This is a genomic window from Neorhizobium sp. T25_27 (assembly GCF_002968565.1).
Lineage (GTDB): Bacteria > Pseudomonadota > Alphaproteobacteria > Rhizobiales > Rhizobiaceae > Neorhizobium > Neorhizobium tomejilense.
In genome coordinates, this window is sequence record NZ_PVBJ01000001.1 from 1,190,689 (window position 1) to 1,214,009 (window position 23,321).

19 protein-coding genes are annotated in these 23,321 nt (G+C 62.0%); 8 read left to right on the forward strand and 11 right to left on the reverse strand.

The features are described from left to right. Positions 1 to 357: 357 nt before the first annotated feature. From C5J24_RS05940 to C5J24_RS05955, 4 genes are all read right to left on the reverse strand, one after another. Positions 358 to 681: an MmcQ/YjbR family DNA-binding protein gene (locus C5J24_RS05940; protein WP_105416287.1), complete on the reverse strand. Its 324-nt coding sequence runs from the start codon at positions 679 to 681 to the stop codon at positions 358 to 360. Between the two features lie 9 nt (positions 682 to 690). Next, a complete protein-coding gene (locus tag C5J24_RS05945; protein WP_105416289.1) occupies positions 691 to 2,151 on the reverse strand; it encodes an extensin family protein in 1,461 nt (486 codons plus the stop codon). Between the two features lie 120 nt (positions 2,152 to 2,271). Further along, positions 2,272 to 2,850: an NAD(P)H-dependent oxidoreductase gene (locus tag C5J24_RS05950; RefSeq protein WP_105416291.1), complete on the reverse strand. Its 579-nt coding sequence runs from the start codon at positions 2,848 to 2,850 to the stop codon at positions 2,272 to 2,274. Between the two features lie 140 nt (positions 2,851 to 2,990). Continuing rightward, entirely contained in the window at positions 2,991 to 4,823 is a 1,833-nt protein-coding gene (locus C5J24_RS05955) for a methyl-accepting chemotaxis protein (RefSeq protein WP_105401286.1), read from the reverse strand. A 211-nt stretch (positions 4,824 to 5,034) separates the two neighbouring features. Between C5J24_RS05955 and C5J24_RS05960 the strand changes: the two genes are divergently transcribed. Beyond that, positions 5,035 to 5,424: an acyl-CoA thioesterase gene (locus C5J24_RS05960; RefSeq protein WP_046637759.1), complete on the forward strand. Its 390-nt coding sequence runs from the start codon at positions 5,035 to 5,037 to the stop codon at positions 5,422 to 5,424. A gap of 14 nt (positions 5,425 to 5,438) precedes the next feature. Further along, positions 5,439 to 6,029: a hypothetical protein gene (locus tag C5J24_RS05965; protein ID WP_105401285.1), complete on the forward strand. Its 591-nt coding sequence runs from the start codon at positions 5,439 to 5,441 to the stop codon at positions 6,027 to 6,029. Between the two features lie 15 nt (positions 6,030 to 6,044). Here C5J24_RS05965 and C5J24_RS05970 read toward each other — a convergent pair whose 3' ends face one another. Both C5J24_RS05970 and C5J24_RS05975 read right to left on the reverse strand, forming a co-directional pair. After that, positions 6,045 to 7,223 (reverse strand): DUF1501 domain-containing protein, encoded by a 1,179-nt coding sequence (locus C5J24_RS05970; protein ID WP_105416293.1) that lies wholly within the window; start codon positions 7,221 to 7,223, stop codon positions 6,045 to 6,047. Positions 7,224 to 7,226: 3 nt separating this feature from the next. After that, on the reverse strand, positions 7,227 to 8,699 hold the full coding sequence (locus tag C5J24_RS05975) for a DUF1800 family protein (protein WP_105416295.1): 1,473 nt from the start codon (positions 8,697 to 8,699) through the stop codon (positions 7,227 to 7,229). A gap of 326 nt (positions 8,700 to 9,025) precedes the next feature. Between C5J24_RS05975 and C5J24_RS05980 the strand changes: the two genes are divergently transcribed. The 4 genes from C5J24_RS05980 to C5J24_RS05995 all read left to right on the forward strand — a co-directional run bounded on the left by C5J24_RS05980 (position 9,026) and on the right by C5J24_RS05995 (position 16,513). Continuing rightward, on the forward strand, positions 9,026 to 11,020 hold the full coding sequence (locus C5J24_RS05980) for a bifunctional diguanylate cyclase/phosphodiesterase (RefSeq protein ID WP_172723852.1): 1,995 nt from the start codon (positions 9,026 to 9,028) through the stop codon (positions 11,018 to 11,020). Positions 11,021 to 11,113: 93 nt separating this feature from the next. Beyond that, the gene (gene uvrB / locus C5J24_RS05985; protein ID WP_105416299.1) at positions 11,114 to 14,116 is read left to right on the forward strand and encodes an excinuclease ABC subunit UvrB; all 3,003 of its coding nucleotides are present in this window, start codon (positions 11,114 to 11,116) and stop codon (positions 14,114 to 14,116) included. A gap of 179 nt (positions 14,117 to 14,295) precedes the next feature. Next, positions 14,296 to 15,807 (forward strand): P-loop ATPase, Sll1717 family, encoded by a 1,512-nt coding sequence (locus tag C5J24_RS05990; RefSeq protein ID WP_105416301.1) that lies wholly within the window; start codon positions 14,296 to 14,298, stop codon positions 15,805 to 15,807. A gap of 265 nt (positions 15,808 to 16,072) precedes the next feature. Continuing rightward, positions 16,073 to 16,513: a DUF3828 domain-containing protein gene (locus C5J24_RS05995; protein ID WP_105416303.1), complete on the forward strand. Its 441-nt coding sequence runs from the start codon at positions 16,073 to 16,075 to the stop codon at positions 16,511 to 16,513. A gap of 187 nt (positions 16,514 to 16,700) precedes the next feature. On the opposite strand, the gene C5J24_RS06000 is transcribed toward C5J24_RS05995, so the two are convergent. The 5 genes from C5J24_RS06000 to cysG all read right to left on the reverse strand — a co-directional run bounded on the left by C5J24_RS06000 (position 16,701) and on the right by cysG (position 21,640). Then, on the reverse strand, positions 16,701 to 17,528 hold the full coding sequence (locus C5J24_RS06000) for a ferredoxin--NADP reductase (protein ID WP_105416695.1): 828 nt from the start codon (positions 17,526 to 17,528) through the stop codon (positions 16,701 to 16,703). A 146-nt stretch (positions 17,529 to 17,674) separates the two neighbouring features. Next, on the reverse strand, positions 17,675 to 18,193 hold the full coding sequence (locus C5J24_RS06005) for a DUF934 domain-containing protein (RefSeq protein WP_105416305.1): 519 nt from the start codon (positions 18,191 to 18,193) through the stop codon (positions 17,675 to 17,677). Continuing rightward, positions 18,194 to 19,867, reverse strand: a complete 1,674-nt coding sequence (locus C5J24_RS06010; protein ID WP_105416307.1) for a nitrite/sulfite reductase — start codon at positions 19,865 to 19,867, stop codon at positions 18,194 to 18,196. It lies immediately after the preceding gene. 7 nt (positions 19,868 to 19,874) lie between these two features. Next, positions 19,875 to 20,189, reverse strand: coding sequence for a DUF2849 domain-containing protein (locus C5J24_RS06015; protein WP_105401274.1), 315 nt, complete (start codon positions 20,187 to 20,189; stop codon positions 19,875 to 19,877). Then, positions 20,186 to 21,640 carry a siroheme synthase CysG gene (gene cysG / locus C5J24_RS06020; RefSeq protein WP_105416697.1) on the reverse strand — a complete coding sequence of 485 codons (1,455 nt, stop codon included), beginning with the start codon at positions 21,638 to 21,640 and terminating at the stop codon, positions 20,186 to 20,188. The genes C5J24_RS06015 and cysG overlap by 4 nt, the downstream gene beginning before the upstream one ends. Before the next feature lie 236 nt (positions 21,641 to 21,876). On the opposite strand from cysG, the gene C5J24_RS06025 reads away from it, so the two are divergent. Both C5J24_RS06025 and mazG read left to right on the forward strand, forming a co-directional pair. Then, entirely contained in the window at positions 21,877 to 22,455 is a 579-nt protein-coding gene (locus tag C5J24_RS06025) for a deaminase (protein ID WP_105416309.1), read from the forward strand. 24 nt (positions 22,456 to 22,479) lie between these two features. After that, positions 22,480 to 23,313, forward strand: a complete 834-nt coding sequence (gene mazG / locus C5J24_RS06030; RefSeq protein WP_105416699.1) for a nucleoside triphosphate pyrophosphohydrolase — start codon at positions 22,480 to 22,482, stop codon at positions 23,311 to 23,313. The last annotated feature ends 8 nt before the right edge of the window (positions 23,314 to 23,321 follow it).

Genomic DNA, 23,321 nt, shown 5'->3' on the forward strand with positions numbered 1-23,321 from the left:
TGCCGCATGTGTACTGTTTTCAAGTATAAGTTCTTGCGTAACCGGAAGCACGGCTCCTCCCCGCGAGCCCCACCTCCACCCTCGCCGGCTCCCTGAGCCGGCTTTCTTTTTGGAAGTGTGGATCAAGCCGACCCGGAATGGTGCTCGAGTGAGACCCGACGCGCCATGGGCTTGGTCAGCGCGCCGGGTCCCGTTGCCGCAGTAGGGGTAAGGCCGCGGGGGGCGGACTGCGGCGTCGTCACTCTTGCGTCGCCGCCGCTTATGGTTCCAGTTTCGTTGCCGGATATGGTTTATGGTCGATTAATGTCCACAGGTTAACCGCTGCCCCTTGTCTCGGGTGTATCGGGCCGGGGCAGTTCAGGCGCGGCGTTTGCCGGGAAGCGCATGCCGCCACGCCGTTTCCAGCGCATCGCGGAGATCCGGCTCTTCGAATTCCGAGAGAAACGCCGTCGTCCATCCCTGACGGCCCCAGGCGTTCTGGACCGGCGAAAAGGCGTTCGGCAGCATCTCGCATTTGATCTGCTGCTCGTCCGGCGTGAACTTGAAATTTGCGGTCAGGCCATCGGCCGCCAGCGTCACGTAGATGCGCCTGACCTTGAACGCCGCCCTGTCGAAATGCGGCGCTTCGGAGGTTCCCTCCAGGGAAAGGGCCAGATTGCGGAGCATGTCGGCATCGGCCATGGTCGAACCTCAGTTGCAGTAGCGCTTGCCGCTCCTGCGGGAGCGCAGGTCGAAGTGAAAATGGTTCCAGTGTTCCGCATTGCTGCCGGGACCGAGCACGGTGTTGAAATATTTGCAGCTGTCGTTGCGCACCGCCTTCAGGAGACCGCCTTCGCGCATCGAGAACAGGCCCTTCTTGCGTACGTCGATCTCGTGGCCGTCCTTCAGCACGATCTGGCCGATGTCGATGGCGTTGCCCTTGGCATGCTCGGACATCGGGTTGTTGCGCTGGTTGCTGTTGTTCATCCGGCGGCAGGAATAACCGCCCATCGGCACTATCTTCTGGATGCCGGTGAGATAGCGGTAACGGGCGGAAGGGGCGAGCTCGTTCCTGACCCATTTCGCAAAGGCGAGCGTCGTCTGGCAGTTCAGCGTGACAGCCGGCTTGACGTCGATATTGCCGGACAGGCCGGAGAGCTTTACCGGATAAGGCACCCGGCAGCTCGGGCCTGCGTCGATGGGCGGCCGGTCGTCGAATTCGACGCCGAGGCGCTTCAGTTCTGCGCGACAGCTCACTTCCGACCGCGGCATCACATCGCGCTGCCAGGGCATGTCGCGCTGGCTCATCGGGCCGCTGTCGTTCATCGGATTGTTGGGCCGCAGCATCGCCACCTGCTGGTTGCCGGCAGGCGCCCTGCTTGGCGGGATGACGCGCGACCCATCGCTCCACGTCATCTCGTTGTTCGTCAGGTCGCCCTGCAGGCCGGCGCCCTGGCGTTTCGGCGGCACGAGCACGCGGTCGTCGTTCATGGACTGGGGCATCTGCTGCGAGATCGGCTGGCGGCGTGGCTGCAGCGCACGCGGATTGTCGGTGCCGATGCCGTCGACGACGGGCTGGTCGCCGACACCTTCGGCGATATCGGAATCCTCCTCCTCGGCAAGTCCCGTCACGTCGCTCTCGTCGGGGCCGAAACCGAGTTCGGCGTCGATGTTGACGCCCCCTTCCGGAATGGTCATCGGCCCGGCATTGCGGGTCGTGTTGCGGCCTGCGACTGATGCCTGCTGCTGCATCGCCTCGTCGCTGTCGATCATCGGCAGGCGGCCCTGGCGGGCGCCGGATGGCTGCTGCGCCATGGGTGCGTTCAAGGGCGCATTCTGGGGCGCGGACTGCACCTGGGCCGGTGCCCGCAGGTAATGGCTGCCGTCATTGGCGCTGGAACCCGGATAGGCCGAATTGGGATAACCGGTGCCGGCGAGGTTTGGCGTGTTCGCGTAGTCGACACCGCTTGCCTGCGAAACCGGCGCGGGGCTCGTTGGATAGGCCTGCTGGGAAACCCGCTCGCCCGGAATGTCGCGCATCGGCTGGATCGCCCCGACCCGGCCATTGTCGATCGGCGCGGGCGGAACGAGATCCCCGGCGGAACAGGCAGCCAGCATTGTCGGGATGATCAACGAGCCGATCACCCGCCGAGAAAGGGGAGCATACGCCATACCAGTTGCCACTCTTCCGGTGCCGAAATGACACACGCATGGAGTTTAGGCAAAGTCGGTAAATGAACCTTTGAGAAATCAAGGCCCTTTCGTGACCTTTCGATGCAATTTGCGATCGTTTCAGGACGCTCGCCTTCCCGTGGCCGCCATTCTGGCGACCCATTTCGCGCCATCGAAATTCCCGGCATTGACTTTGCCCACCAAAGTCGAGCGTACCGGGCGGATGCCGGCGAAATGCAGGATGCCTACTTTCAGCGCCTTCAGGCTATGGCAGCCGTAGACGACCCTGTAATACCAGGCGGGCATGCCCATGGTGATCACCACCCGCGCCGACTTGCCGCTCAGAAGGCCGCTGTCGAACGGTCCCCGCGACGTATCGTAGGCAAAGCCCGGCCGCGCCACCTGTTCCAGGAACGCCTTGACCAGCGCCGGCATGCAGCCGAGCCAGAGCGGATAGACGAAGACGAGGTGATCCGCCCGTCTGATCTTCACCTGCGCGTCGTGGATCGGCGGGCTGAGCGTCCCGTGTTGCTGTTCCTTTTGGGAGGTCAGGAAGGGCACGCCGATGCGGGCGAGTTCGATGCGTTCGACCGTATGCCCGCCGGCCTCGGCTCCCTTGGCATAGGCGTCGGCCAGCGCATGACAGAGATGCGGCTCAGAGGCGTCCGGGTGTCCCTGGATGATCACGATCCTCGTCATCATATTCTCCGTTGAAGGTGCCCCAGCGTTAGGGACAACGGAGGCCCGCGTATTTGACCCAGGTCAATGCGGCCGGCATCAAAAGGCCGCCGGGCTTGTCGCGCCGGCGGCCTCTGTTTCTTAGCAGTGATCAGTGCGGATCAGGCGGCGCGGGCGCGCGACACATGACCGGAGGTCGCCCCACGGCCGCCGTCAGCGAGCCTGAAGGCCGAAAGAAGGCCCTGCAGGTGCAGGCTCTGCTCGGCAAGCGTCTGGCTCGCCGCGGTGGTTTCCTCCACCATCGCCGCGTTCTGCTGGGTCATCTGGTCCATGTGGTTGACGGAGGAATTGATCTCCTGAAGCCCAGTCGCCTGTTCGCGGGCGGCCGTCGCAATCGTGTCCACATGGGCGTTGACCCGCTCGACCAGGGTGGCGATCTCGACCAGCGCATCACCGGTGGAGCGCACCAGCGCCACGCCGCCTTCCACCTCGCGGGCGGAATTGCTGATCAGCGTCTTGATCTCCTTGGCCGCATTGGCGGAGCGCTGCGCCAGTTCGCGCACTTCCTGCGCCACGACCGCAAAACCGCGTCCCGCCTCGCCTGCCCGCGCCGCCTCGACGCCGGCATTCAGCGCCAGCAGGTTGGTCTGGAAGGCGATTTCGTCGATCACCGAGATGATCTGGTTGATGCGGTTGGAGCTCTCCTCGATCCGGCCCATGGCGTCGATCGCATTGCGGACGATCTCGCCCGAACGGCCGGCGCTGTCCTTGGTCTCGCTGACCATGGTACGGGCCTCGACCGCCCGCTCCGACGCGGTGCGGACGGTTGCGGTGATCTCGTCGAGCGCTGCTGCGGTCTCTTCGAGTGCCGCCGCCTGCTGTTCGGTGCGCTTGGACAGATGGCCCGTCGCTCCGGAAATGTCCGAGGCGCTGTCGCGTACGACAAGGCTCGTCTCGGAAATCGCCGCGATCGCCTGATGCAGCGAACTGACCGCGGCATTGAAGTCGTGGCGGAGTTTCGCATAATCCTCGCCGATATCGGAGAGCGCCACGGAAAGATCGCCCCCGGCCAACGCCTCGAGCGCCCGTCCGAGCTCGCTGATCGCGCGTCCCTGGCGGTCGGCGGCGGCCGTCATCGTGCGCTCGTTGTCGGAGCGTTCGCTGGCGATCATGCGGGCCTGTTCGGCCTCGCGTGCCTGCAACTGGGCGCGTTCGTCGACCGAATCGCGCAGCACGGAGAGTGCCCGGGCCATTTCGCCGATCTCGTTGTTCTGTTCGGTGCAAGGCACGGTGACACGCGCCTCGCCCGATGCGATCGACTGCAGAGCCTGCTTGATCTTGCCGATCGGGCCGGTAACCGTCTTGACCACGAAGGTGGCGCCGGCGATCAGCACCAGCGCGCCGATGCCGAACATCGAGGCGAAGTTGATCGCGTCGCGCCGGAACATGGCGTGCAGGTCGTCCACATAGACGCCGGTGCCGACGATCCAACCCCAGGGGGCGAAACCGGCGACGTGCGAATATTTCTCGACCGGCTGCTCGGCGCCGGGCTTCGGCCAGTAGTAATCGACGAAGCCCTTGCCCTGCGCCTTGACCGTATTGGCGAACTCGACGAACAGGAACTTGCCGTTCGGATCCTTGTCGTTCGACAGGTCCTTGCCGTTCAGCTCAGCCTTGATCGGATGCATGATCATCCGCGGATGCATGTCGTTGATCCAGAAATAGCCGCTGCCTTCGCCGTAACGCATGACCGAGATGACGGCCTTGGCCTCGCTCTGGGCCTGCTCGCGGGTCATGGCACCCGAAGTCTCGAGAGCCTGGTATTTCTTGAGCACTGTCAGCGCCACATCGTTCATCTGGGCAAGGCCCGCCTTCCGTTCCCGTTCCGACGAGGCGTAGCTCTGGAACAGGCTGAAGGTCATGGCGCCGCCAAGAATGACGAGCGACAGGAGCACGAGACTATAAAGGCGCCAGGAAATGGCGAGACGTTGCATGGGACCCCCCTTATGTGCAATTCGCCTTAAATTCTAACGGTCGTTGGTTACCAGGTGGTGAAGCCCTCACAAATCGCGGCGAACGCGCATTAGTTCAGTCTAAATTATTGATCTTGAAGCGCTTTTTATCGGAGTTTCCTTCCTCCTCGCGTCCGGTTAGTCTCGCGGCGGGAGGAGTCGCCCTGCAAACCACTTCGAAAGAGAGATGACGATGACCGAAAAAGCCAAGCCGACCGGCGAACTGACGCTCCGCACCCTGGCAATGCCGGCGGATGCCAACGCGGCCGGCGATATTTTCGGCGGCTGGGTGATGGCACAGATGGACTTGGCGAGCGGCATCCGCGCCGCCGAACGCGCCCGCGGCCGCGTGGTCACCGCGGCGGTCAAGGAAATGGCGTTCGAACTGCCGGTCAAGATCGGCGACACGCTGAACATCTACACGGAGATCACCCGCGTCGGCCGCTCGTCAATCACCCTTATGGTGGAAGCCTGGGCGCAGCGGGCGCGCCACCGGATGATCGAGAAAGTCACCGCAGGGACCTTCATCATGGTGGCTCTCGACGAGGAGGGCCGCCCGGTTCCGGTGCCGGCCGAGGAATAAAGCGAGGAACAGCGATGGACGCCGCCGTAACCGCCGCCGAAACCTTCACGCATATCCGCGTGGTCATGGGCATGGTGGTGAGCCTCAGCCTGGCGCGGCTGCTAAACGGCCTCGCCGGCATCGTCCAGCATCCGCGCGCCGCCCGCATCTACCCCGTCCATCTCGGCTGGGTGGCGTTCCTGTTCCTGTTTCTGGTGCATTTCTGGTGGTGGGAATACCGGCTGCACGCCCTGCCGGTCATCGGTTTTGCAGCCTATCTCTTCCTGATCGCCTTTTGCGCGCTGTTCTTCTTCCTCTGCGCCCTGCTCTTTCCGACCTCGATGCAGGATTACGACAGCTACGAACATTACTTCCTGTCGCGGCGGACCTGGTTCTTCGGTTTCCTGGCGGCAATGCTCGTCACCGACATCATCGATACGGCGCTGAAGGGATGGGATTATTTCCTGTCGCTTGGCTACGAATATCCAGCCCGCACCGCGGTCTATATCGTGCTCGGCATCATCGCCGCGATCACCACCGACCGGCGCTACCACGCGGCATTCGTCATCTTCGCGCTCGCCTACCAGTTCTATTGGATCTTTCGGGTCTACGACATCCTGACATAGCGCAACCCCGCCCGCCTACCCCCTCAGATAGGCCGAGGACGTATCGAAACTCAGGCCGGGAAAGACCTTGGCGGTGAGAGTGTCGGGCTCGATGCCGAACTGCCTGTAGAGCATGGCGGCGGCGACTTCGCGCACGTCGCCGGTCGGCATCAGGTCGCGGCGGTCGAGCAGCTTGTCTTCGGAAAGGCCCGGCCATTTGCCCAAAACCTTGCCGCCCGGGATCGCTCCGCCGGCGAGCACCGCTAGCCCGCCGGTTCCGTGGTCGGTGCCCTTGGTGCCGTTTTCGCGTGCCGTGCGGCCAAATTCGGTCATCGCCAGCACGACGGTCTTCTTCCAGGCGTCTTCGCCGAGCGCTGCCTTCAACGTGAGGATCGCGGTTGAGAGATCGCCGACCGCTTTTTTGAACTGCCCCTGCTGGCCCACATGGGTGTCCCAGCCGTTGATCGAGAAGCTGGCGATCCGGTAGTCCTCTCGCAGCATTCCGCCGGCAAGCCGCGCGATGTCGGCAATACCCGCGCCACGCTTGCTGTCGGCGTAAAGAGAGTCCGCCGATATGTCGGTCTTCTTCGCCTCCTCCATGGCTTTCGCAAACGCCGGATCGCCGGCATAGAGGCGGTCTAGAAAGGCGATCTCATCTTCGGCAAGCGCGAAGTTGCTCTGGGACGACCAGGAATCCGCCTCGTTCGGGCCGCTGAGGATCAGTTCCATCGAGGTATTGATGTCGATCGCCTTGCGGGCGTTCGAGCGCGGGATGACCGCGAGCGTGCGGTTCAGCCAGCCGGTGCGCTCGTCCTTGCCGTTGCCGCCGGTCTCCAGCATGTCCTGGCCATCGAAATGGCTGCGCTGGTCTCGATAGGGCGTCGAGACCGCGTGCACGAAGGAGAGCTCGCCCGCCTGCCACAACGGCATCAGCGCGGAGGCCGCCGGATTGAGCCCGAAGAAACCGCCGAGATCGATGAGGCCGGTATCCGGCCTCAAGCCCAGCTTTGGCCTCAGCGCCGCATAGGCCGGATCGCCGTATGGCTGGACAAAATCGAGCCCGTCCATGGCGCCGCGCAGGATGATCGTCACGAACCGGTTGTCGCCGGGCATGGCGGCAAAACTCACCGGCGTTATGATGGAGGCCCCCGCCGCACAGCAGGCGCCGGCCAGAAAACCGCGGCGAGACAAAGGAAAGCCGTGTTGAGAGTTCATTTCCTATCTCCTGTTGAATTCAGGGGACGCCAGCACCATCGTGATGCCGTGAACCTTGTTGGGCGCCTGCGCAATGATCCTGCTGGTCTCGGGATGGGCGGCATCGGCAAGGGCCGCCTGAAGGAAGACCGAAGGCTCCATCTTCTGCCCGAAGATGCGCGCGACCATTCGCGACCATGAAATCCGCTCGCTCAGCTGGCTCGGGGTCAGCCATACACCGGCTTCGTCCGCAAAACCTGCGGGGCTCGGCGGCTGCCAGATCGGCTGGCCCATGCGCTGCAGGGCGCCGAGCGTCAGGGCATTGGCTCGCCCCGCCTTCTTCTTGGTGTCTTCTCTCGCCGCCATGCCGGTCAGGTCCATGGCTTTCTGGACCGGGTTCTCGTCTTCGTCGCCGTCGTCCATGTCGCGCAGCAGATTGCCGAAATTCCTCTCCGGCAGATCGAGCGCGCGGAAACCGGAGACCACGAATTCGAACGGTTGCTTGATCTTCCGGCCTGGATCCGACCAGGCACGCGGATGCGCGAGCATGGCGCGATAAACCTCGGTCAGATTGCCGCGGCTCTTGGTCCAGGCGGCGACCATCGCCGCGACCATTTCCGGGGGCGCGTCGTCGGCAACGAAATGCCGGACGAGCTTGCCGCAGATATGCTGCGCGGTCTTCGGGTTGGCGGCCAGGTCTTCGAGCATCAGCACGTGGTCCTGGCCGTCGCCCTCGTCGTCCCGATAGGTCCGGCCGAGCAGGTCGACGGGTCCCGCTTCGGCGAACCGCGGCTGATAGACGACCTGCATGGCGCGATTGTCGACGGAAAGTCCCGTCAGGATCAGCGCTGCGGCCCGCACGTCCTCCTGGGTATAGCCGCTGCCGGCGCCCAGGGTGTGGAGTTCGAGCAGCTCGCGGCCGAGGTTTTCATTGAGCCCGCGGCCGTTCTTGCGGGCGGCAACGGAGTCAGGCCCGACGCTCTGGTCCTGGTCGAGATAGATCAGCATGGCCGGATGCAGGATGGCGGCGGACAGCAGCCTGCTGAAGGAACCGCCGAGATTGGGACGGATCGCCTGCGCTTCGTAGAGCGGCACTATCATCCGCATCGGCAGCGACTTCATCACGCTGGTCGAGAAATGGTCGACCCAGAAACTCGCAAGGCGCTCATAGAAGCCGAGCGGCGAATGGATCGCCTGGGCAAGCCGCGCCATCGCATCCTGCCGGTAGATGCGTCGCGCCTCGCTCTGGGTCGCCTTGCGGACGTCTTCGTTCGGATTGCCGGCCTTGCGGGCTTTCGCCTCGGCGGCGAGGAGCGAAACGACACGGGTTGCCGTGTCGAGCCGGCCAGCGATACCCTCGCGCGGAAAACGGGGCTTTCCGGAAGCCCCTTCTTCGATCTGTCCCAGCAGCGCCTCGACATCACGGGGCGGCTCTTCGCCGGGACGAAGACCATAACCGTACCGGATGGCGGCCAGGGTCGGGGTGGGAAGAGCCATTGAATCACTCCTCGTTGGACCCCCTCAGAGTCCCGAAAAAATGTGGTGGAAACCAACAGGAATTGCGGCCATTTCGTGACATGGACAATTTGTAATTCGTGACAGCGACGGAAGTTCCAGCGCTACGGGAGAAATCGAATCTACGGCACTACCGGGCTATCGGAACAATCCAAGGGCATCCGCCCAATATTGAGGCGCGACGAACGGCCGATTACCTTTTCATTCAGGATAACCCGGTTGGGTTGAAGAAGATCCCTCGAATGCAAGACTTTCTTATCGCCGCCATTGGATACTGCCGGCATAGGAACTCCAGCACAAGCAGATCGATGGAAGCCGAACTCAGAACAGGTCAAATCGACCCGGCCCTCGCACTGGACGTGAAGCGAGCACAGGCTTCGACCATGCTCGAGCGCCTGACCTCGACGCTCGCCACCAATGCCGCGATATCCGCTTCGGCGCTTTTCGTCACCACGATCGACCGTGGCCTGACCTTTTCGGCCGGCCTCTGGTTCACGGCGGTGATCGCAAGCCTGGTCCTGCGCGTCGTCCTCGCCTCGATCCTGACGCGTTGGGAAACCGTGGAACATGCTCCGCAGCAGGCGCTGGATGTGCTGACCTTCGGAGCCCTCGTCAGCGGCCTCGCCTGGGCGGCTCTTCCGCTGACCGTGCCAGATTTCAATGCGCTCGGCGGAGATAGCGGCCTCTATCTGATCATGTGCGGCATGGCGACCGGCGCGGTCCTCATGGGGGTCGGACACAATACGGTTTCCCTCGCCTTCGCGATACCGCCCAACATCTCGGTGATGGCCTCGCTTGCCGTCAGCGGCGGCGCCGGCGGCTGGCTGCTGACCATCGACGTCGTGGCGCTGACGATGGTACTGATCCGCAGCAGCCGCACCAGCGAGGCGACCTTCGTCGGCAACGTGCTCGGCAAACTGAAGGCGACGGCGCTTGCCGATTCCCTCTCCAGTGCCAATTCGAACATCCTGCGCGCCAACTACCGGCTGGAAGTGCTCGCCAATTGCGATCCGCTGACCGGGCTTGCCAACCGTGCCGCCTTCAACACCGCCCTCGATACCGGAATTTCCGCCGCCCGCGCCGCGGAGGAGCAACTGGCCCTCCTCATCCTCGATCTCGACCGCTTCAAGACGGTCAACGATACGCTCGGTCACAGCGCCGGCGATGCTCTCCTCGTCGAAGTCAGCGACCGGTTGCGCTCGGCCGTCGACGGCAGGGGCACCATCGCCCGGCTTGGCGGCGACGAGTTCGCGATCATTCTCGGCGGCTCCGATGCGGGGAAACTCGCTCGCGACCTGGCGGCAGGCATCCTCGACCGCAGCCGGCAGCCGGTCATGCTCGAAGGCCAGCCGACAGTTGTCGGAACCTCGATCGGACTTGCGTTTTTTCCGCTGCATGCGGATACCGCCGAAGACCTGTTCATCAGCGCCGACATGGCGCTCTACCGGGCGAAGGACGGCGGCCGGCGCCAGTGGCGCGAATTCGAGCCCGCCTTCCGCTCCCAGGCCGACCGCCAGAACCAGATCGAACACGAACTCGCCGACGCGCTGGATGCCGGCGACGTCGAAGCCTGGTTCCAGCCGCAGGTCGACCTCGCCTCCCAGGAGATCACCGGTTTCGAGGCGCTGGTGCGCTGGCACCATCCCTATCTCGGGCCGATCGCGCCGCCGGAAATCGTCGCCGCAGCCCAGGCCGCCAACCTTGCCGACCGGCTGACCGCGACCATCGCCGAAGCCGCCTGCGGCCTGCTGACCCGCCTGCCCGCGCTGGGCCTGCCGCGGGCGACCGTCGCGATCAACGTCTCTCCGCGCGAATTCGACCTCTATTCGGTCACCGACGTGCTCGACCGCATCACCGCCGCCCACCGCATCGATCCGGCGCTGTTCGAGATCGAGATCACCGAGGAGGCGATCCTCGACACGCTGGTCGCCGGCGAGCAGCTGAAGCGCATCGAACGCTCCGGCTACAAGCTCGCCGTCGACGATTTCGGCGCCGGCCATTCCTCGCTCGCCTATCTCGTGGCGCTCAAGGTCGACCGGCTGAAACTCGACCGGCGCTTCATCACCAACGTCCATCTCAGCCGCCAGAACCAGGAAATCGTCGGCGCCATGGCCGGGCTCGGCCGGGCGCTGTCGATGGAAGTGGTGGTCGAAGGCGTCGAGAGCGAGGAGGAAGCCGAGGCGCTGAAAACGCTCGGCTGCGAATTCGCCCAGGGCTATTTCTTCGGCCGCCCGATGCCGGCCGAACGCATCCCCGGCTGGATCGAATGCCGCCGCGCCGTCACCCAGCGCCAGGTGGCGTAACCCGCCTGCGCCCCAAAAATCCGTTTCCCTTTTGTACTCGTTTTGTGACCTACCCCTCTTCACTTTCGCGACGAGTCTCTCCATATTCGCGGCATGGCCAGATCACCGAAAAAATCGCCCGCCTCGAACCCGAAAAATCACAACGGTTTCGAGGAGGCCCCGCAATCGTCGTTCGAGGGCGCGCCTCTGCAAGGCAGCGTATCCGACTGGGTGAAGCAGCTCGAGGCGGAGGCGGAAGCGTCCGGCGTCGAGACGCAGCGAGAAATAGCCTCCAAGGCCGGCAAGCATCGCAAGAGAATAGAGATCGCGGCGCGTGAGGAGGCCATCAAGGCCGCCAAGTCGGCCCCGACGACGGCCAAGAACACCACCGCCTCGAAGACCGCCCGCGGCGTGTCGATCGGCGCCTCGTCGGATCCGAAGACGCGCGCCCGCGCCGGGCTCAATCCGGTCGCCGGCATGGATACCTCGCTGGAGGATGCCGAGAACCTCGCCTCCGGCGCGGTCACCGCCACCGTCGAGGCGCTGTCGGCGCTGATCGAGAGCGGCAATCCGCTGTTCAAGGACGGCAAGCTGTGGACGCCGCACCGCCCCGCCCGGCCGGAAAAGTCAGAGGGCGGCGTCACCATCCGCATGTCGTCCGACTACGAGCCCGCCGGCGACCAGCCGACCGCCATCCGCGACCTGGTGGCGGGCATCAACGACAACGAACGCAGCCAGGTGCTGCTCGGCGTCACCGGCTCGGGAAAAACCTTCACCATGGCCAAGGTGATCGAGGCGACCCAGCGCCCGGCGGTGATCCTCGCGCCCAACAAGACGCTGGCCGCGCAGCTCTATTCAGAATTCAAGAACTTCTTCCCGGACAACGCGGTCGAATATTTCGTCTCCTACTACGACTATTACCAGCCGGAAGCCTATGTGCCGCGCTCCGACACGTTCATCGAAAAGGAATCCTCGATCAACGAACAGATCGACCGGATGCGCCACTCCGCCACCCGTTCTCTGCTCGAGCGCGACGACTGCATCATCGTCGCCTCGGTCTCCTGCATCTATGGTATCGGCTCGGTCGAGACCTATACGGCGATGACCTTCCAGATGTCGGTCGGCGACCGATTGGATCAACGTCAATTGTTGGCCGACCTGGTCGCCCAGCAATACAAGCGCCAGGATATCAATTTCGTGCGCGGCTCTTTTCGCGTGCGCGGCGACACGATCGAAATCTTCCCGGCCCACCTGGAAGATGCCGCCTGGCGCATCTCGATGTTCGGCGACGAGATCGACGCGATCACCGAGTTCGATCCGCTGACCGGCCACAAGGTCGGCGACCTGAAATCGGTAAAGATCTACGCCAACTCGCACTACGTCACCCCGCGCCCGACGCTGAACGGCGCCATCAAGTCTATCAAGGAAGAGCTCAAGCACCGGCTCGCCGAGCTCGAAAAGGGCGGTCGCCTGCTCGAGGCGCAGCGGCTGGAACAGCGCACCCGCTACGATATCGAGATGCTGGAGGCGACCGGCTCCTGCGCCGGCATCGAGAACTATTCGCGTTATCTGACCGGCCGCAATCCCGGCGAGCCGCCGCCGACCCTGTTCGAATACATCCCCGACAACGCCCTGCTGTTCATCGACGAAAGCCATGTCTCGGTCAGCCAGATCGGCGGCATGTACCGGGGCGACTTCCGCCGAAAGGCGACGCTCGCCGAATACGGTTTCCGCCTGCCGTCCTGCATGGACAACCGGCCGCTGCGCTTCGAGGAATGGGATGCGATGCGCCCGCTCACCGTTGCCGTCTCGGCCACGCCCGGCAACTGGGAGATGGAACAGTCCGGCGGTGTGTTCGCCGAACAGGTGATCCGCCCGACCGGCCTGATCGACCCGCCGGTGGAAGTCCGTTCCGCCCGTTCCCAGGTCGACGACGTGCTCGGCGAAATCCGCGAGACCGCCGCCAAGGGGTACCGGACGCTGTGTACGGTGCTCACCAAGCGCATGGCCGAAGATTTGACCGAATACCTGCATGAACAGGGCGTGCGCGTCCGCTACATGCATTCGGACATCGACACGCTGGAGCGCATCGAGATCATCCGCGACCTGCGGCTCGGCGCCTTCGACGTGCTGGTCGGCATCAACCTCCTGCGCGAAGGCCTCGACATTCCCGAATGCGCCTTCGTCGCCATCCTCGACGCCGACAAGGAAGGTTTTTTGCGCTCGGAGACGTCCCTTATTCAGACCATCGGGCGTGCGGCGCGTAACGTCGACGGCAAGGTCATCCTTTATGCCGACAAGATCACCGGCTCGATGCAGCGCGCCATGGACGAAACCGCCCGCCGCCGCGAAAAGCAGATGGAATACAACACCGCCAACGGCATCACGCCGGAATCGGTGAAGGCCAGGATCTCCGACATCCTCGACTCGGTCTACGAGCGCGACCACGTCCGCGCCGACATTTCCGGCGTCTCCGGCAAGGGCTTTGCGGATGGCGGCCACCTGGTCGGCAACAATCTGCAGGCCCATCTCAACGCGCTCGAAAAATCGATGCGCGACGCCGCCGCCGACCTCGACTTCGAAAAGGCCGCGCGCCTCCGCGACGAAATCAAACGCCTCAAGGCCGCCGAACTCGCCGTCATGGACGACCCGATCGCCCGCGACGAAGCCCGCGCCGTCGAAGGCGGCAGTGGCAAGGGCGGAAACGGCAAGGGTGGAGCAAAACCCCGCCGCGAGTCCCCTTCTACCCAGGGGGGAGAAGGTGCCCGAAGGGCGGATGAGGGGGAAACCACACCCTCGACCTCCCTCTTCGCCAAACCCGACCTCGACGACATGGGCCGCGACATCGCCGAACCCGCCAAGCCATCGCTGTTCCGCAAGAACGACCTCGACGAAATGACCGTCGGCCGCACCGAAAAACCGGTCACCGGCAAGCTTCCGCCAAAACCCGTCACCGAACCCGGCAAGCGCTTCTCGCCTCTGCTGGAAGGCCAGCCGGAACGCGGCGATCCCCGCCCCCTCGTGCGCGGCAAGATCGGCGCGGGAAGTTATGAGGATGCGGGCGAGCAGAAGCGGAAGAGCCGGACGAAGGGGAAGACGGGGCGGCCTGGGCGGTAGGGGCATTCCTCCCCGGACGGGAGAGATGATGCCGCATGCGCGCGCCCTTTAGGTATCGGACATCGCCGCGTGAGCAGCCTTCTCAGTCGAACTGAGATCGTCTCTAAGCGTACAGGCGTTGACAATCGTATCAGACTCAATCGTAGATTGGTAAAATTTTCTCTGGGCTGGAGCGCACATTGCAAAAGAGTAAGAAGGACATTTTAAAAGAGGTCCGCTTTGGCAACCAAATTGCTGAAGAAGAGAGAGATGATTTAAGGTCATATTTTGTTGAGACGCAGTCATGGCGACAAATCTTAGGTGGCGATGTTGACGTAGTCTATGGCACCAAGGGGGCTGGTAAAAGCGCGCTTTATCTTTTGGTGCAAGATCACATCGACATGCTCTTCGACAACGGAATATTGGTTGTAGTTGCAGAAAACCCGAGAGGCGCTCCAGCATTTGAAAATCTTAAAGTATCTCCGCCACCTGACGAGAAGCAATTTATAAATCTATGGAAGCTCTACTTTCTTGCGTTAATCGGAAGAGAGCTAACTGAATACGGAATAAACAATACAGAATCCAGTAAAATAATATCTATTCTGAGGGAGGAAGGGTTACTACCCGAAAAAGGAACATCGCTTCGCAAGATATTGTCGACGGTAAAATCCTATATATCAAAATACATAAATCCTTCAGCTGTCGAAACAACACTGCTCACGTCCGAGTCTACAGGCGGCATCGCTGGCGTGACGGGAAAGATTTATTTTTCTGAGGCCGCGGCTGAAGCAGCAAAATTCGGAAAAGGAAATTCTATTGATGATCTATTTTCTTTGGTAAGCAACGGGCTTTCAAAACAAGGCCTCACTATTTGGATACTGCTGGACAGGCTAGATGTTGCATTTGACGATTCGGAAGAATTGGAACGAAATGCATTGCGATCACTATTTAAGGCCTATAGAGATATCCGAGCCTTTGATAACGTGATTTTAAAGATATTTTTACGATCGGATATTTGGGAGCGGATTACAGATGAGGGATTTCGGGAAGCAACTCACATTTCTCGCGATATTAAACTTGAATGGGACAAGCCCTCTTTGCAGAATCTGGTAGCTAGGCGCTTTCTAAATAACAAAGCAATAGCTGAATACCTCGCGCTCGATCCAGCCGAGGTTATCAATGACGCATCAAAACAACTTGATTTTTTGGCAAAAATACTTCCCGATCAAGTCGAGACCGGAAAAAGGCAGTCGAGCACATTTGACTGGATACTAAAGCGCACAACTGACGGGTCTGGTAAAAATGCGCCTAGAGAGATAATATTCTTCTTCAATGCCATGATTGATAATCAATTGAAGCGATTAGATCGCGGAGAAAACCCGCCATCCGGCACTCAACTGTTTGATAGAGCTGCATTCAAAGACTCCCTTCCATCTCTTTCTGAATATCGCCTAACGAAAGTTCTCTATGCGGAATACCCCGAACTGAGAAAGTATGTCGAAAAATTGAGCAGCCAGAAGTCTGAGCACAACATTAAATCTTTGAGCCGAATCTGGCTTATATCAGAACAAGATACGACATTGATTGCTGATAGGCTTGCAAAAGTTGGCTTCTTTGAACTGGATCGGGCAAAAGAGACATTCAAAATTCCATATATATATAGGCCCGCCCTTGCCGTTATTCAGGGGAAGGCTGAGGAACTCGGGAAGTAGAAATAGGGGCGCGCACAAATAACAGTGAAATTCGATTTTGGCTTTTACCGCGTATAGTGCGTCAAGATTCAGTTCGCCAAAAAAAGCGTTATCCGGCCCGCGTTTCTTCATTCCTTGCTAAGCTTACATAAAGAAGGGGAGTTCGAGCCCTCGCTGGAGGACGGTGGGAAGCAAACGGTCCCGACTCCCAAACCGTTCCCCACTATCCTTCCACCCCTCCATCCCCTAAACATCCCCTCACATCCAAACGGGGAACGACTCACCCATGCGCATGCCGGCCATCGTCTTCGGACTGCTGTTTTCCCTGCTGGCTGCGGCCGGCGCCGAGGCGCGGGTCTACAAGTCGCCGCAGGCGCTGATCAAATCGCTTTATGCCGACACGATCGACCCGGCCGAGGACGATGCGCCCTCGCCCTATTCCGCCTATTTTTCCGATGCGCTCAACGAGAGCCTGACGGCGAATGGCGAGGCGGTGGATTTCGATCCGATCCTGGCCGGGCAGGATGGCGTCGCCAGCAATATCCAGCTTTCCCCGCCGATCGTTTTCGGCGATACGGCGGAGCTGGAAGTGTCCTTCAGCAACGGCAAGCGCTCGGCGACGCTCTTCTACACGCTGGTGCGCGAAAACGGCGGCTGGAAGGTGGATGACATCGCCGACCAGTCCGGCGACGAGCCCTGGAGCCTTCGCGACCTGCTGGGGCAGTAGGGGGCGTTTTTTACGCGGGCGGGTGCCTCCCTAACTCCTGTCCTTGTATCAGGAAACCAGCGGCGCCGCGCCGGTTGTGCAGGGGCCGCGTATGCCGCACCGCCCCCCGGCCCTTCGCTTTGGCTCAGGGCGTTCGAGGCTCAAAACGCTCCACTGGAGCGTTTTGCCGGCCGCAGGCCGTCGCCTCTCACCCCACAAATGCCCGTTCGATGACGAACTCGCCGGGCTTGTTGTTGGAGCCTTCGACGAGGCCGGCCTTTTCGAGCAGGTCCTTGGTGTCCTTCAGCATCGCGGTCGAGCCGCAGATCATGCCGCGGTCGACGGCGGGGTCTAGCGCCGGAACGCCGAGATCGGTGAACAGCTTGGCCGACTCGATCAGGTCGGTGATGCGGCCGCGATATTGGAAATCCTCGCGGGTCACGGTCGGGTAATGCTTGAGCTTGTCGCCGACGATCTCGTGAAGGAATTCGTGGTTGTTGATCTCGTGCACCAGGTCGAAACCGTATTTCAGTTCGGCGACGTCGCGGCAGGTATGGGTGAGGATGACCTCGTCGAACTTTTCGTAGGTCTCGGGGTCGCGGATGAGGCTCGCGAAGGGGGCGATGCCGGTGCCGGTCGAGAACATGTAGAGCCGCTTGCCGGGCGTCAGCGCATCGAGCACCAGCGTGCCGGTCGGCTTCTTGCGCATCAGCACCCTGTCGCCCGGCTTGATCGCCTGCAGATGCGAGGTCAGCGGGCCGTCCGGCACCTTGATCGAGAAGAATTCGAGCTCCTCGTCCCAGGCCGGGCTGGCGATCGAATAGGCGCGGTAGACCGGCTTGTCGCCGACCATCAGGCCGATCATCGCGAACTCGCCCGAACGGAAGCGGAAACCGGCCGGCCGCGTCATGCGGAAGCGGAACAGCCGGTCGGTATAATGCTCGACGGCGAGCACCGTCTCGGCATAAACGCCGTCCGGAATCTTTGCCTGAACCTGGGCCACTGCGAATTCTTCCGTCTTTGCTGGAGCGTTCATGCCTATCGGTCTCTTCGTCTCATCGTTCTTCGCAAAAGCGAAATATACCATCTGGTCCCGCATTTGAAGGCATCCGCGTGCCTTTGTCGCGGGCCTTCCGGAAAATATGTGCGGGAAATTCACCTTTCGGCCGGTCGTCCCCGGCTTCAGGCCGTCACGGTGCGGCGCCGCCAGCTATAGCCCTCGCCCTTTTCGGCGGGGCGGGCCGTCGGCTGGTAGTGTTCGGCGATGCCCGGCAGCCGGCCCTCCTCGAGCCGCTTCAGCGCCGTGGCGTTCTTCACCGAAAAGCTGTCGATGCCACAGCGCAGCATCAGCGGCACCTGGTCGATCAGCACGTCGCCGACCGCGCGCAACTCATTCCTGTAGCCGAGCCGGTCGCGCAACAGCGAGGCATGCGAAAAGGCACGGCCGTCGTTGAAGGCCGGGAAATCCACCGCGACGACCTCGATGCGGTAGAGATAGGGTTCGAGCTTGCGCACGTCGTCCGCCGGGCGGATCAGCACGCCGAGGCCGACATCGTTGCTCTCCTCGGCCCGCGCGATCATCTCGTCGAGCGGCAGCAGCGCCTTCTGGTCCTCGGTCGCCTTCACCTCCTCGGTCTCGATCACCCAGGGGTCGTTTTCGACGAAGCCGGTTTCTCTCCAGAGTCTTGGTTCCTGGGTCATTTACGCAGCCTCCGCCTTGGCATCGCCATAGAGCGCTTCCTTGAACGGCTGCGGCCCGACGCGGCGATAGGCTTCGAGGAAGGTTTCCTCCTTCGAGGTGCGAAGACCGAGATAGGTGTCGACGATCGTCTCGACCGCGTCGGTCACCTTGTTCGGCTCGAAGCCGCGGCCGATGATCTCGCCGATCGAGGTGTTCTCGTCGCCGGAACCGCCGAGCGTGATCTGGTAGAGCTCGGCGCCCTTCTTCTCGACGCCCAGCAGGCCGATATGACCGACATGGTGATGGCCGCAGGCATTGATGCAGCCGGAAATTTTTATCTTCAGCTCGCCGATCTCGGCCTGGCGCTCCGGCGCACCGAAGCGGGTGGAGATCTCCTGCGACAGCGGGATCGAACGGGCATTCGCCAGCGCGCAATAGTCCAAGCCGGGACAGGCGATGATGTCGGTGATCAGCCCGGCATTGGCGGTCGCGAGATTATGGGCGACCAGCGCCCGGTAGAGCGGCTCGAGATCGGCCAGCGCCACATGCGGCAGGATGACGTTCTGCTCGTGGCTGATGCGGATCTCGTCGAAGGCGAACTCTTCCGCCAGATCGGCGATCGCATCCATCTGCACGTCGGAAGCGTCGCCCGGAATGCCACCGATCGGCTTCAGGGAAATGGTCACCATGCCGTAGTCAGGATGTTTGTGCGGCTTGACGTTCTGGTCGACCCAGCGGGCGAAATTTTCGTCGGTCTTTTTCCAGCCGGCGAGCTGCGGCCAGCCTTCGGCGCGGTCGGGAAGAGCCGGCGGCGCGAAATAGGCGGCGATCGCCTGGATGTCTTTCTCCGGCAGCTTCAGCTCGGTGCCCTGCAGATGGGAGAATTCCTCCTCCACCTGGCGGGCCAGTTCCTCGGCGCCGGTCTCGTGGACGAGGATCTTGATGCGCGCCTTGTACTTGTTGTCGCGGCGGCCATGCAGATTGTACACGCGCATGATCGCGGTCGTGTAGGAGAGCAGGTCTTCCTCGGGGAGGAAATCCTTGATCTTCTTGGCGATCATCGGGGTACGGCCCTGCCCGCCGCCGACATAGACGGCAAAACCGATCTGGCCTTCCTCGTTCTTCTTCAGGTGCAGGCCGATATCGTGCACCTGGATCGCGGCGCGGTCGCGCTCGGCGCCGGTGACGGCGATCTTGAACTTTCTGGGCAGATAAGAGAATTCCGGGTGGACCGACGACCACTGGCGCAGGATCTCGGCGTAAGGCCTGGGATCGGCGACTTCGTCGGCGGCAGCACCGGCGAAATGGTCGGCGGTGACGTTGCGGATGCAGTTGCCCGAGGTCTGCAGCGCATGCATCTCGACGCTTGCGAGCTCGGCCAGGATATCCGGTGTATCGGAGAGTTTCGGCCAGTTGTACTGGATGTTCTGGCGGGTGGTGAAATGCCCGTAACCGCGGTCGTATTTGCGTGCGATATGGGCGAGCATCCGCATCTGCTTGCCGTTCAGCGTCCCGTAGGGGATCGCGACGCGCAGCATGTAGGCGTGAAGCTGGAGGTAGACCCCGTTCATCAGGCGCAGCGGCTTGAACGCGTCCTCGGCCAGTTCACCGGCGAGGCGGCGGCCGACCTGATCGCGGAACTGCTCCACGCGGCTCGAAACAAAAGCGTGGTCGAATTCGTCGTAACGGTACATGACTTCCTCAAACTGCGATGAAGGCCGGATCGGCGGGGCGGTAACCGGCAGCATATTCCATGGTCGGGCCCTGGGCACGAATACGTTCGCGAAGACGCAGCGGCCAGAGCTTGCCGTCCTGCTCCTGCACGTCGATGACAGCGACGTCAACAACCAGGTTCTGCGCAAAATCGCGCTTGCCGATCGCTTCCAGCGAGGCCACGGCCTCGGGATGGCGCGCGACGATCGCGTCCTGCAGGTTTTCCACCCACTGGCCGTTCGCGTCGAGCCAGACGGCGATGCCATCGGAAAGGCGGTTGGCGGTCAAAACCTTGTCGGTCATCTTGTCTGTTCCATTTCCTCGCGAACCGGCATCTTACCATAGGAAAGCGGTTCGGACTTTTCGAAATTCGCACCGGCGACGGCTTCGCCGATGATCACCATGACCGGGCCGGAAAGATCGTCGCGGGCTTCCAGGTCCGGCAGTTCGCGAAGAACGCCGTGGAAAAGCCGGCGGTCGGGGCGGCTGGCATTCTCGATCACGGCGACGGTGGTTTCCGGGGCAAGGCCAGCGCCCATCAGGCGTTCGGCGACGGAGGCGGCAACCGTGCGGCCCATATAGACGGCGATCGTCGCGCCGGAAATCGCAAGGCTTGCCCAGTCGGGCAGAACGTCGCCGGTCAGGTCATGGCCGGTGGTAAAGATCAGCGACGAGGCGACGCCGCGCAGCGTCAGCGGCAGCTCGAAATCGGCAGCTGCGGCAAAGGCGGAGGTGATGCCCGGTACGATCTCGTAAGTCACACCGGCGTCACGGAGCGCCGCCATTTCCTCGCCGGCGCGGCCATAGACCAGCGGATCGCCGGACTTGAGGCGGACGACGCGCTTGCCTTCGCGGCCGAGCGTGACCAGCAGCCTGTTGATCTCGTCTTGGGATTTCGAATGGCAGTTCTTGCGCTTGCCGACCGACAGGCGCTCGGCATCGCGGCGGCCCATGTCGACGATCGCCTGCGGCACCAGCGCGTCAAAGACGATCGCATCGGCTTCCATCAGCACGCGCTGGGCACGCAGCGTCAAAAGGTCCTCGGCGCCCGGGCCGGCGCCGACCAGCCAGACATGGCCCGCGGCGCGACCGGTGGTCGACAGCAGCGCATTGGCCGAGCGGCGGGCGGTGGCGATATCGTTGGCATCGACGGCACTTGCGACATCGGCCGAGAAGAAGCGGCGCCAGAAGATCCGGCGCGATACGCCGCGCGGCACCAAACGTTCGGCGGCATCGCGATATTCAGCGGCCAGACGGGCGAGAACGCCGAGCGACGGCGACAGCATCTGGTCGATGCGGGCGCGGATCATCTGGGCGAGCACCGGTCCGGCACCTTCCGTGCCGATGGCGATGGCGACCGGTGCGCGGTTGACGAGGGCCGGTGTATAAAAATCGCAGAAATCCGGCTGATCGACCGCATTGGCGGGTACCTTTTCGGCGCGGGCGGCAGTGACGATCGCACGATCCAGCGCGGCATCGCCGGTGGCGGCAAACACCATCACGGCGCCCTTGACCTGATCTGCGAGATGATCCGGCGAAAAATCCGAATGAACGGTTTCAATATCCTGAGCGGCCAGCCAGCCGGCATAGTCCCGATCAGGTGCCGAGACGTAAGCAACGATGTCCGCATCGGTGTTGCGCAGCAGCCGGGCCTTGGCATAGGCTTCGTCGCCATTGCCGAACACGACAACGCTCCGTCCGCTGACGCGGAAGAAAGCCGGAAAGACCGACAGGCGTTGTTGGCTTGGAGACATGCGGGTATCCTGAATCATATGACAGCAATATCCACAATAAGACGGCGGAATTGAAGGAATGGATATGCGAAGTGGATTGGGAGCCGGTATTTCTGTTTTACGATCAACCGGTTCTTGAGCAAAAGCCACCGCAGACGATATTTCTCCAGTATTTCTGTAGACTACAGTGTTTTTTTGCCCCGATCCTTTCGTTCCGCGCCATAAACTGCCTAGACACCTTGCAATAAAGAGTTCCCATGACAATCGCCGCCCGCCTTCTCGACGTCATCGAAAACGACATTCTGCCCCTGACGGAAAAGGGCGTCGCCACCGGCAACAAGGTTTTCGGCGCGGCGATCCTCAAGAAATCCGATCTGTCACTGGTGATTGCCGAAACCAACAATGAGCTCGAAAATCCGCTGTGGCACGGTGAAGTGCACACGCTGAAGCGCTTTTACGAAACCACACGAGATCTTCCCACCAAAGACCTGATTTTCCTGTCGACTCACGAACCCTGCACGATGTGCATGTCGGCGATCACCTGGGCCGGTTTCGACAATTTCTATTATTTTTTCAGCCACGAGGATTCGCGCGACGCCTTCGCCATCCCGCATGACCTGAAGATCCTCAAAGAGGTTTTCGGCCTGGAGCCCGGCGGTTACCGGCGCAACAATGCCTTCTGGCATTCCTACGCAATTGCCGATCTGGTCGAGAGCGAAGACGAGCCGCTCCGTGCCGGTCTCAAGACCCAGACCAGCCGGATCAAAGCCCGATATGACGGGCTTTCCGGCGTCTACCAGTCCGGCAAGGACAAAAACACCATTCCGCTCGCCTGACATCCGGCATTGAAGGACAAGATGATGGAAGCATCGAAGGATATTTCGCGGCTGATCGAGATCATGGCGGCGCTCAGGACACCCGTCACCGGCTGCCCCTGGGACCTCGAACAGAATTTTTCGACCATCAAGCCCTATACGATCGAGGAGGCCTATGAGGTCGCCGATGCGATCGAGCGCAACGACATGGACGACCTCTGCGAGGAACTGGGCGACCTGCTGCTGCAGGTGGTCTTCCACGCCCGCATGGCCGAGGAAGCCGGCGAATTTTCCTTTGGCGACGTCGTCCAGGCGATCACCAAAAAGATGATCCGCCGGCATCCGCATGTCTTCGCCGTCTCGGATGCCGCGACGCCGGACGCGGTGAAAGTGCAGTGGGACGACATCAAGACTGAGGAGAAGCGCGAGCGGGCCGAACGGCGGGCGCATCGCGGCATTACCGAGGATTTCAAGCTCGGATACCTTGGAAGCGTCCACCGCGCCCAGCCGGCTCTGACCGAGGCGCTGAAGCTGCAGCAGCGGGCGGCAAAGGTCGGCTTCGACTGGTCGGCGGCCGAACCGATCCTCGACAAGATCGAGGAGGAGATCGGGGAACTGCGCGAGGCTCTGCGCGACGGAAACCAGGACAAGGTTACCGACGAACTCGGCGATCTCATCTTCGCGCTGGTCAATATCGGCCGGCATGTGAAAGCCGATCCGGAAGAGGCGCTTCGCGGCACGAATACAAAATTCAGGCGCCGGTTCAATTACATAGAAACATCTCTTCAACAATCGAATGAGACGCTGGAAGCTGCCACACTGGAACGCATGGAAGAGCTCTGGCAGGCGGCAAAGGCGATCGAGCGGCAGATCGGCTAGGAGGTGTG

Excerpts from the sequence above, each read along its gene's own strand:
- C5J24_RS05965 (WP_105401285.1), top strand. The coding sequence starts at position 5,439 with ATGGACGCCGCCGTAACCGCCGCCGAAACCTTCACGCATATCCGCGTG.
- C5J24_RS06010 (WP_105416307.1), bottom strand. The coding sequence starts at position 19,867 with ATGTACCGTTACGACGAATTCGACCACGCTTTTGTTTCGAGCCGCGTG.
- C5J24_RS06000 (WP_105416695.1), bottom strand. The coding sequence starts at position 17,528 with ATGAACGCTCCAGCAAAGACGGAAGAATTCGCAGTGGCCCAGGTTCAG.
- mazG (WP_105416699.1), top strand. The coding sequence starts at position 22,480 with ATGGAAGCATCGAAGGATATTTCGCGGCTGATCGAGATCATGGCGGCG.
- C5J24_RS05950 (WP_105416291.1), bottom strand. The coding sequence starts at position 2,850 with ATGACGAGGATCGTGATCATCCAGGGACACCCGGACGCCTCTGAGCCG.
- C5J24_RS05980 (WP_172723852.1), top strand. The coding sequence starts at position 9,026 with ATGGAAGCCGAACTCAGAACAGGTCAAATCGACCCGGCCCTCGCACTG.
- uvrB (WP_105416299.1), top strand. The coding sequence starts at position 11,114 with ATGGCCAGATCACCGAAAAAATCGCCCGCCTCGAACCCGAAAAATCAC.
- C5J24_RS05975 (WP_105416295.1), bottom strand. The coding sequence starts at position 8,699 with ATGGCTCTTCCCACCCCGACCCTGGCCGCCATCCGGTACGGTTATGGT.
- cysG (WP_105416697.1), bottom strand. The coding sequence starts at position 21,640 with ATGTCTCCAAGCCAACAACGCCTGTCGGTCTTTCCGGCTTTCTTCCGC.
- C5J24_RS05995 (WP_105416303.1), top strand. The coding sequence starts at position 16,073 with ATGCGCATGCCGGCCATCGTCTTCGGACTGCTGTTTTCCCTGCTGGCT.
- C5J24_RS06015 (WP_105401274.1), bottom strand. The coding sequence starts at position 20,189 with ATGACCGACAAGGTTTTGACCGCCAACCGCCTTTCCGATGGCATCGCC.
- C5J24_RS05970 (WP_105416293.1), bottom strand. The coding sequence starts at position 7,223 with ATGAACTCTCAACACGGCTTTCCTTTGTCTCGCCGCGGTTTTCTGGCC.
- C5J24_RS05945 (WP_105416289.1), bottom strand. The coding sequence starts at position 2,151 with ATGGCGTATGCTCCCCTTTCTCGGCGGGTGATCGGCTCGTTGATCATC.
- C5J24_RS05955 (WP_105401286.1), bottom strand. The coding sequence starts at position 4,823 with ATGCAACGTCTCGCCATTTCCTGGCGCCTTTATAGTCTCGTGCTCCTG.
- C5J24_RS06005 (WP_105416305.1), bottom strand. The coding sequence starts at position 18,193 with ATGACCCAGGAACCAAGACTCTGGAGAGAAACCGGCTTCGTCGAAAAC.
- C5J24_RS06025 (WP_105416309.1), top strand. The coding sequence starts at position 21,877 with ATGACAATCGCCGCCCGCCTTCTCGACGTCATCGAAAACGACATTCTG.
- C5J24_RS05960 (WP_046637759.1), top strand. The coding sequence starts at position 5,035 with ATGACCGAAAAAGCCAAGCCGACCGGCGAACTGACGCTCCGCACCCTG.
- C5J24_RS05940 (WP_105416287.1), bottom strand. The coding sequence starts at position 681 with ATGGCCGATGCCGACATGCTCCGCAATCTGGCCCTTTCCCTGGAGGGA.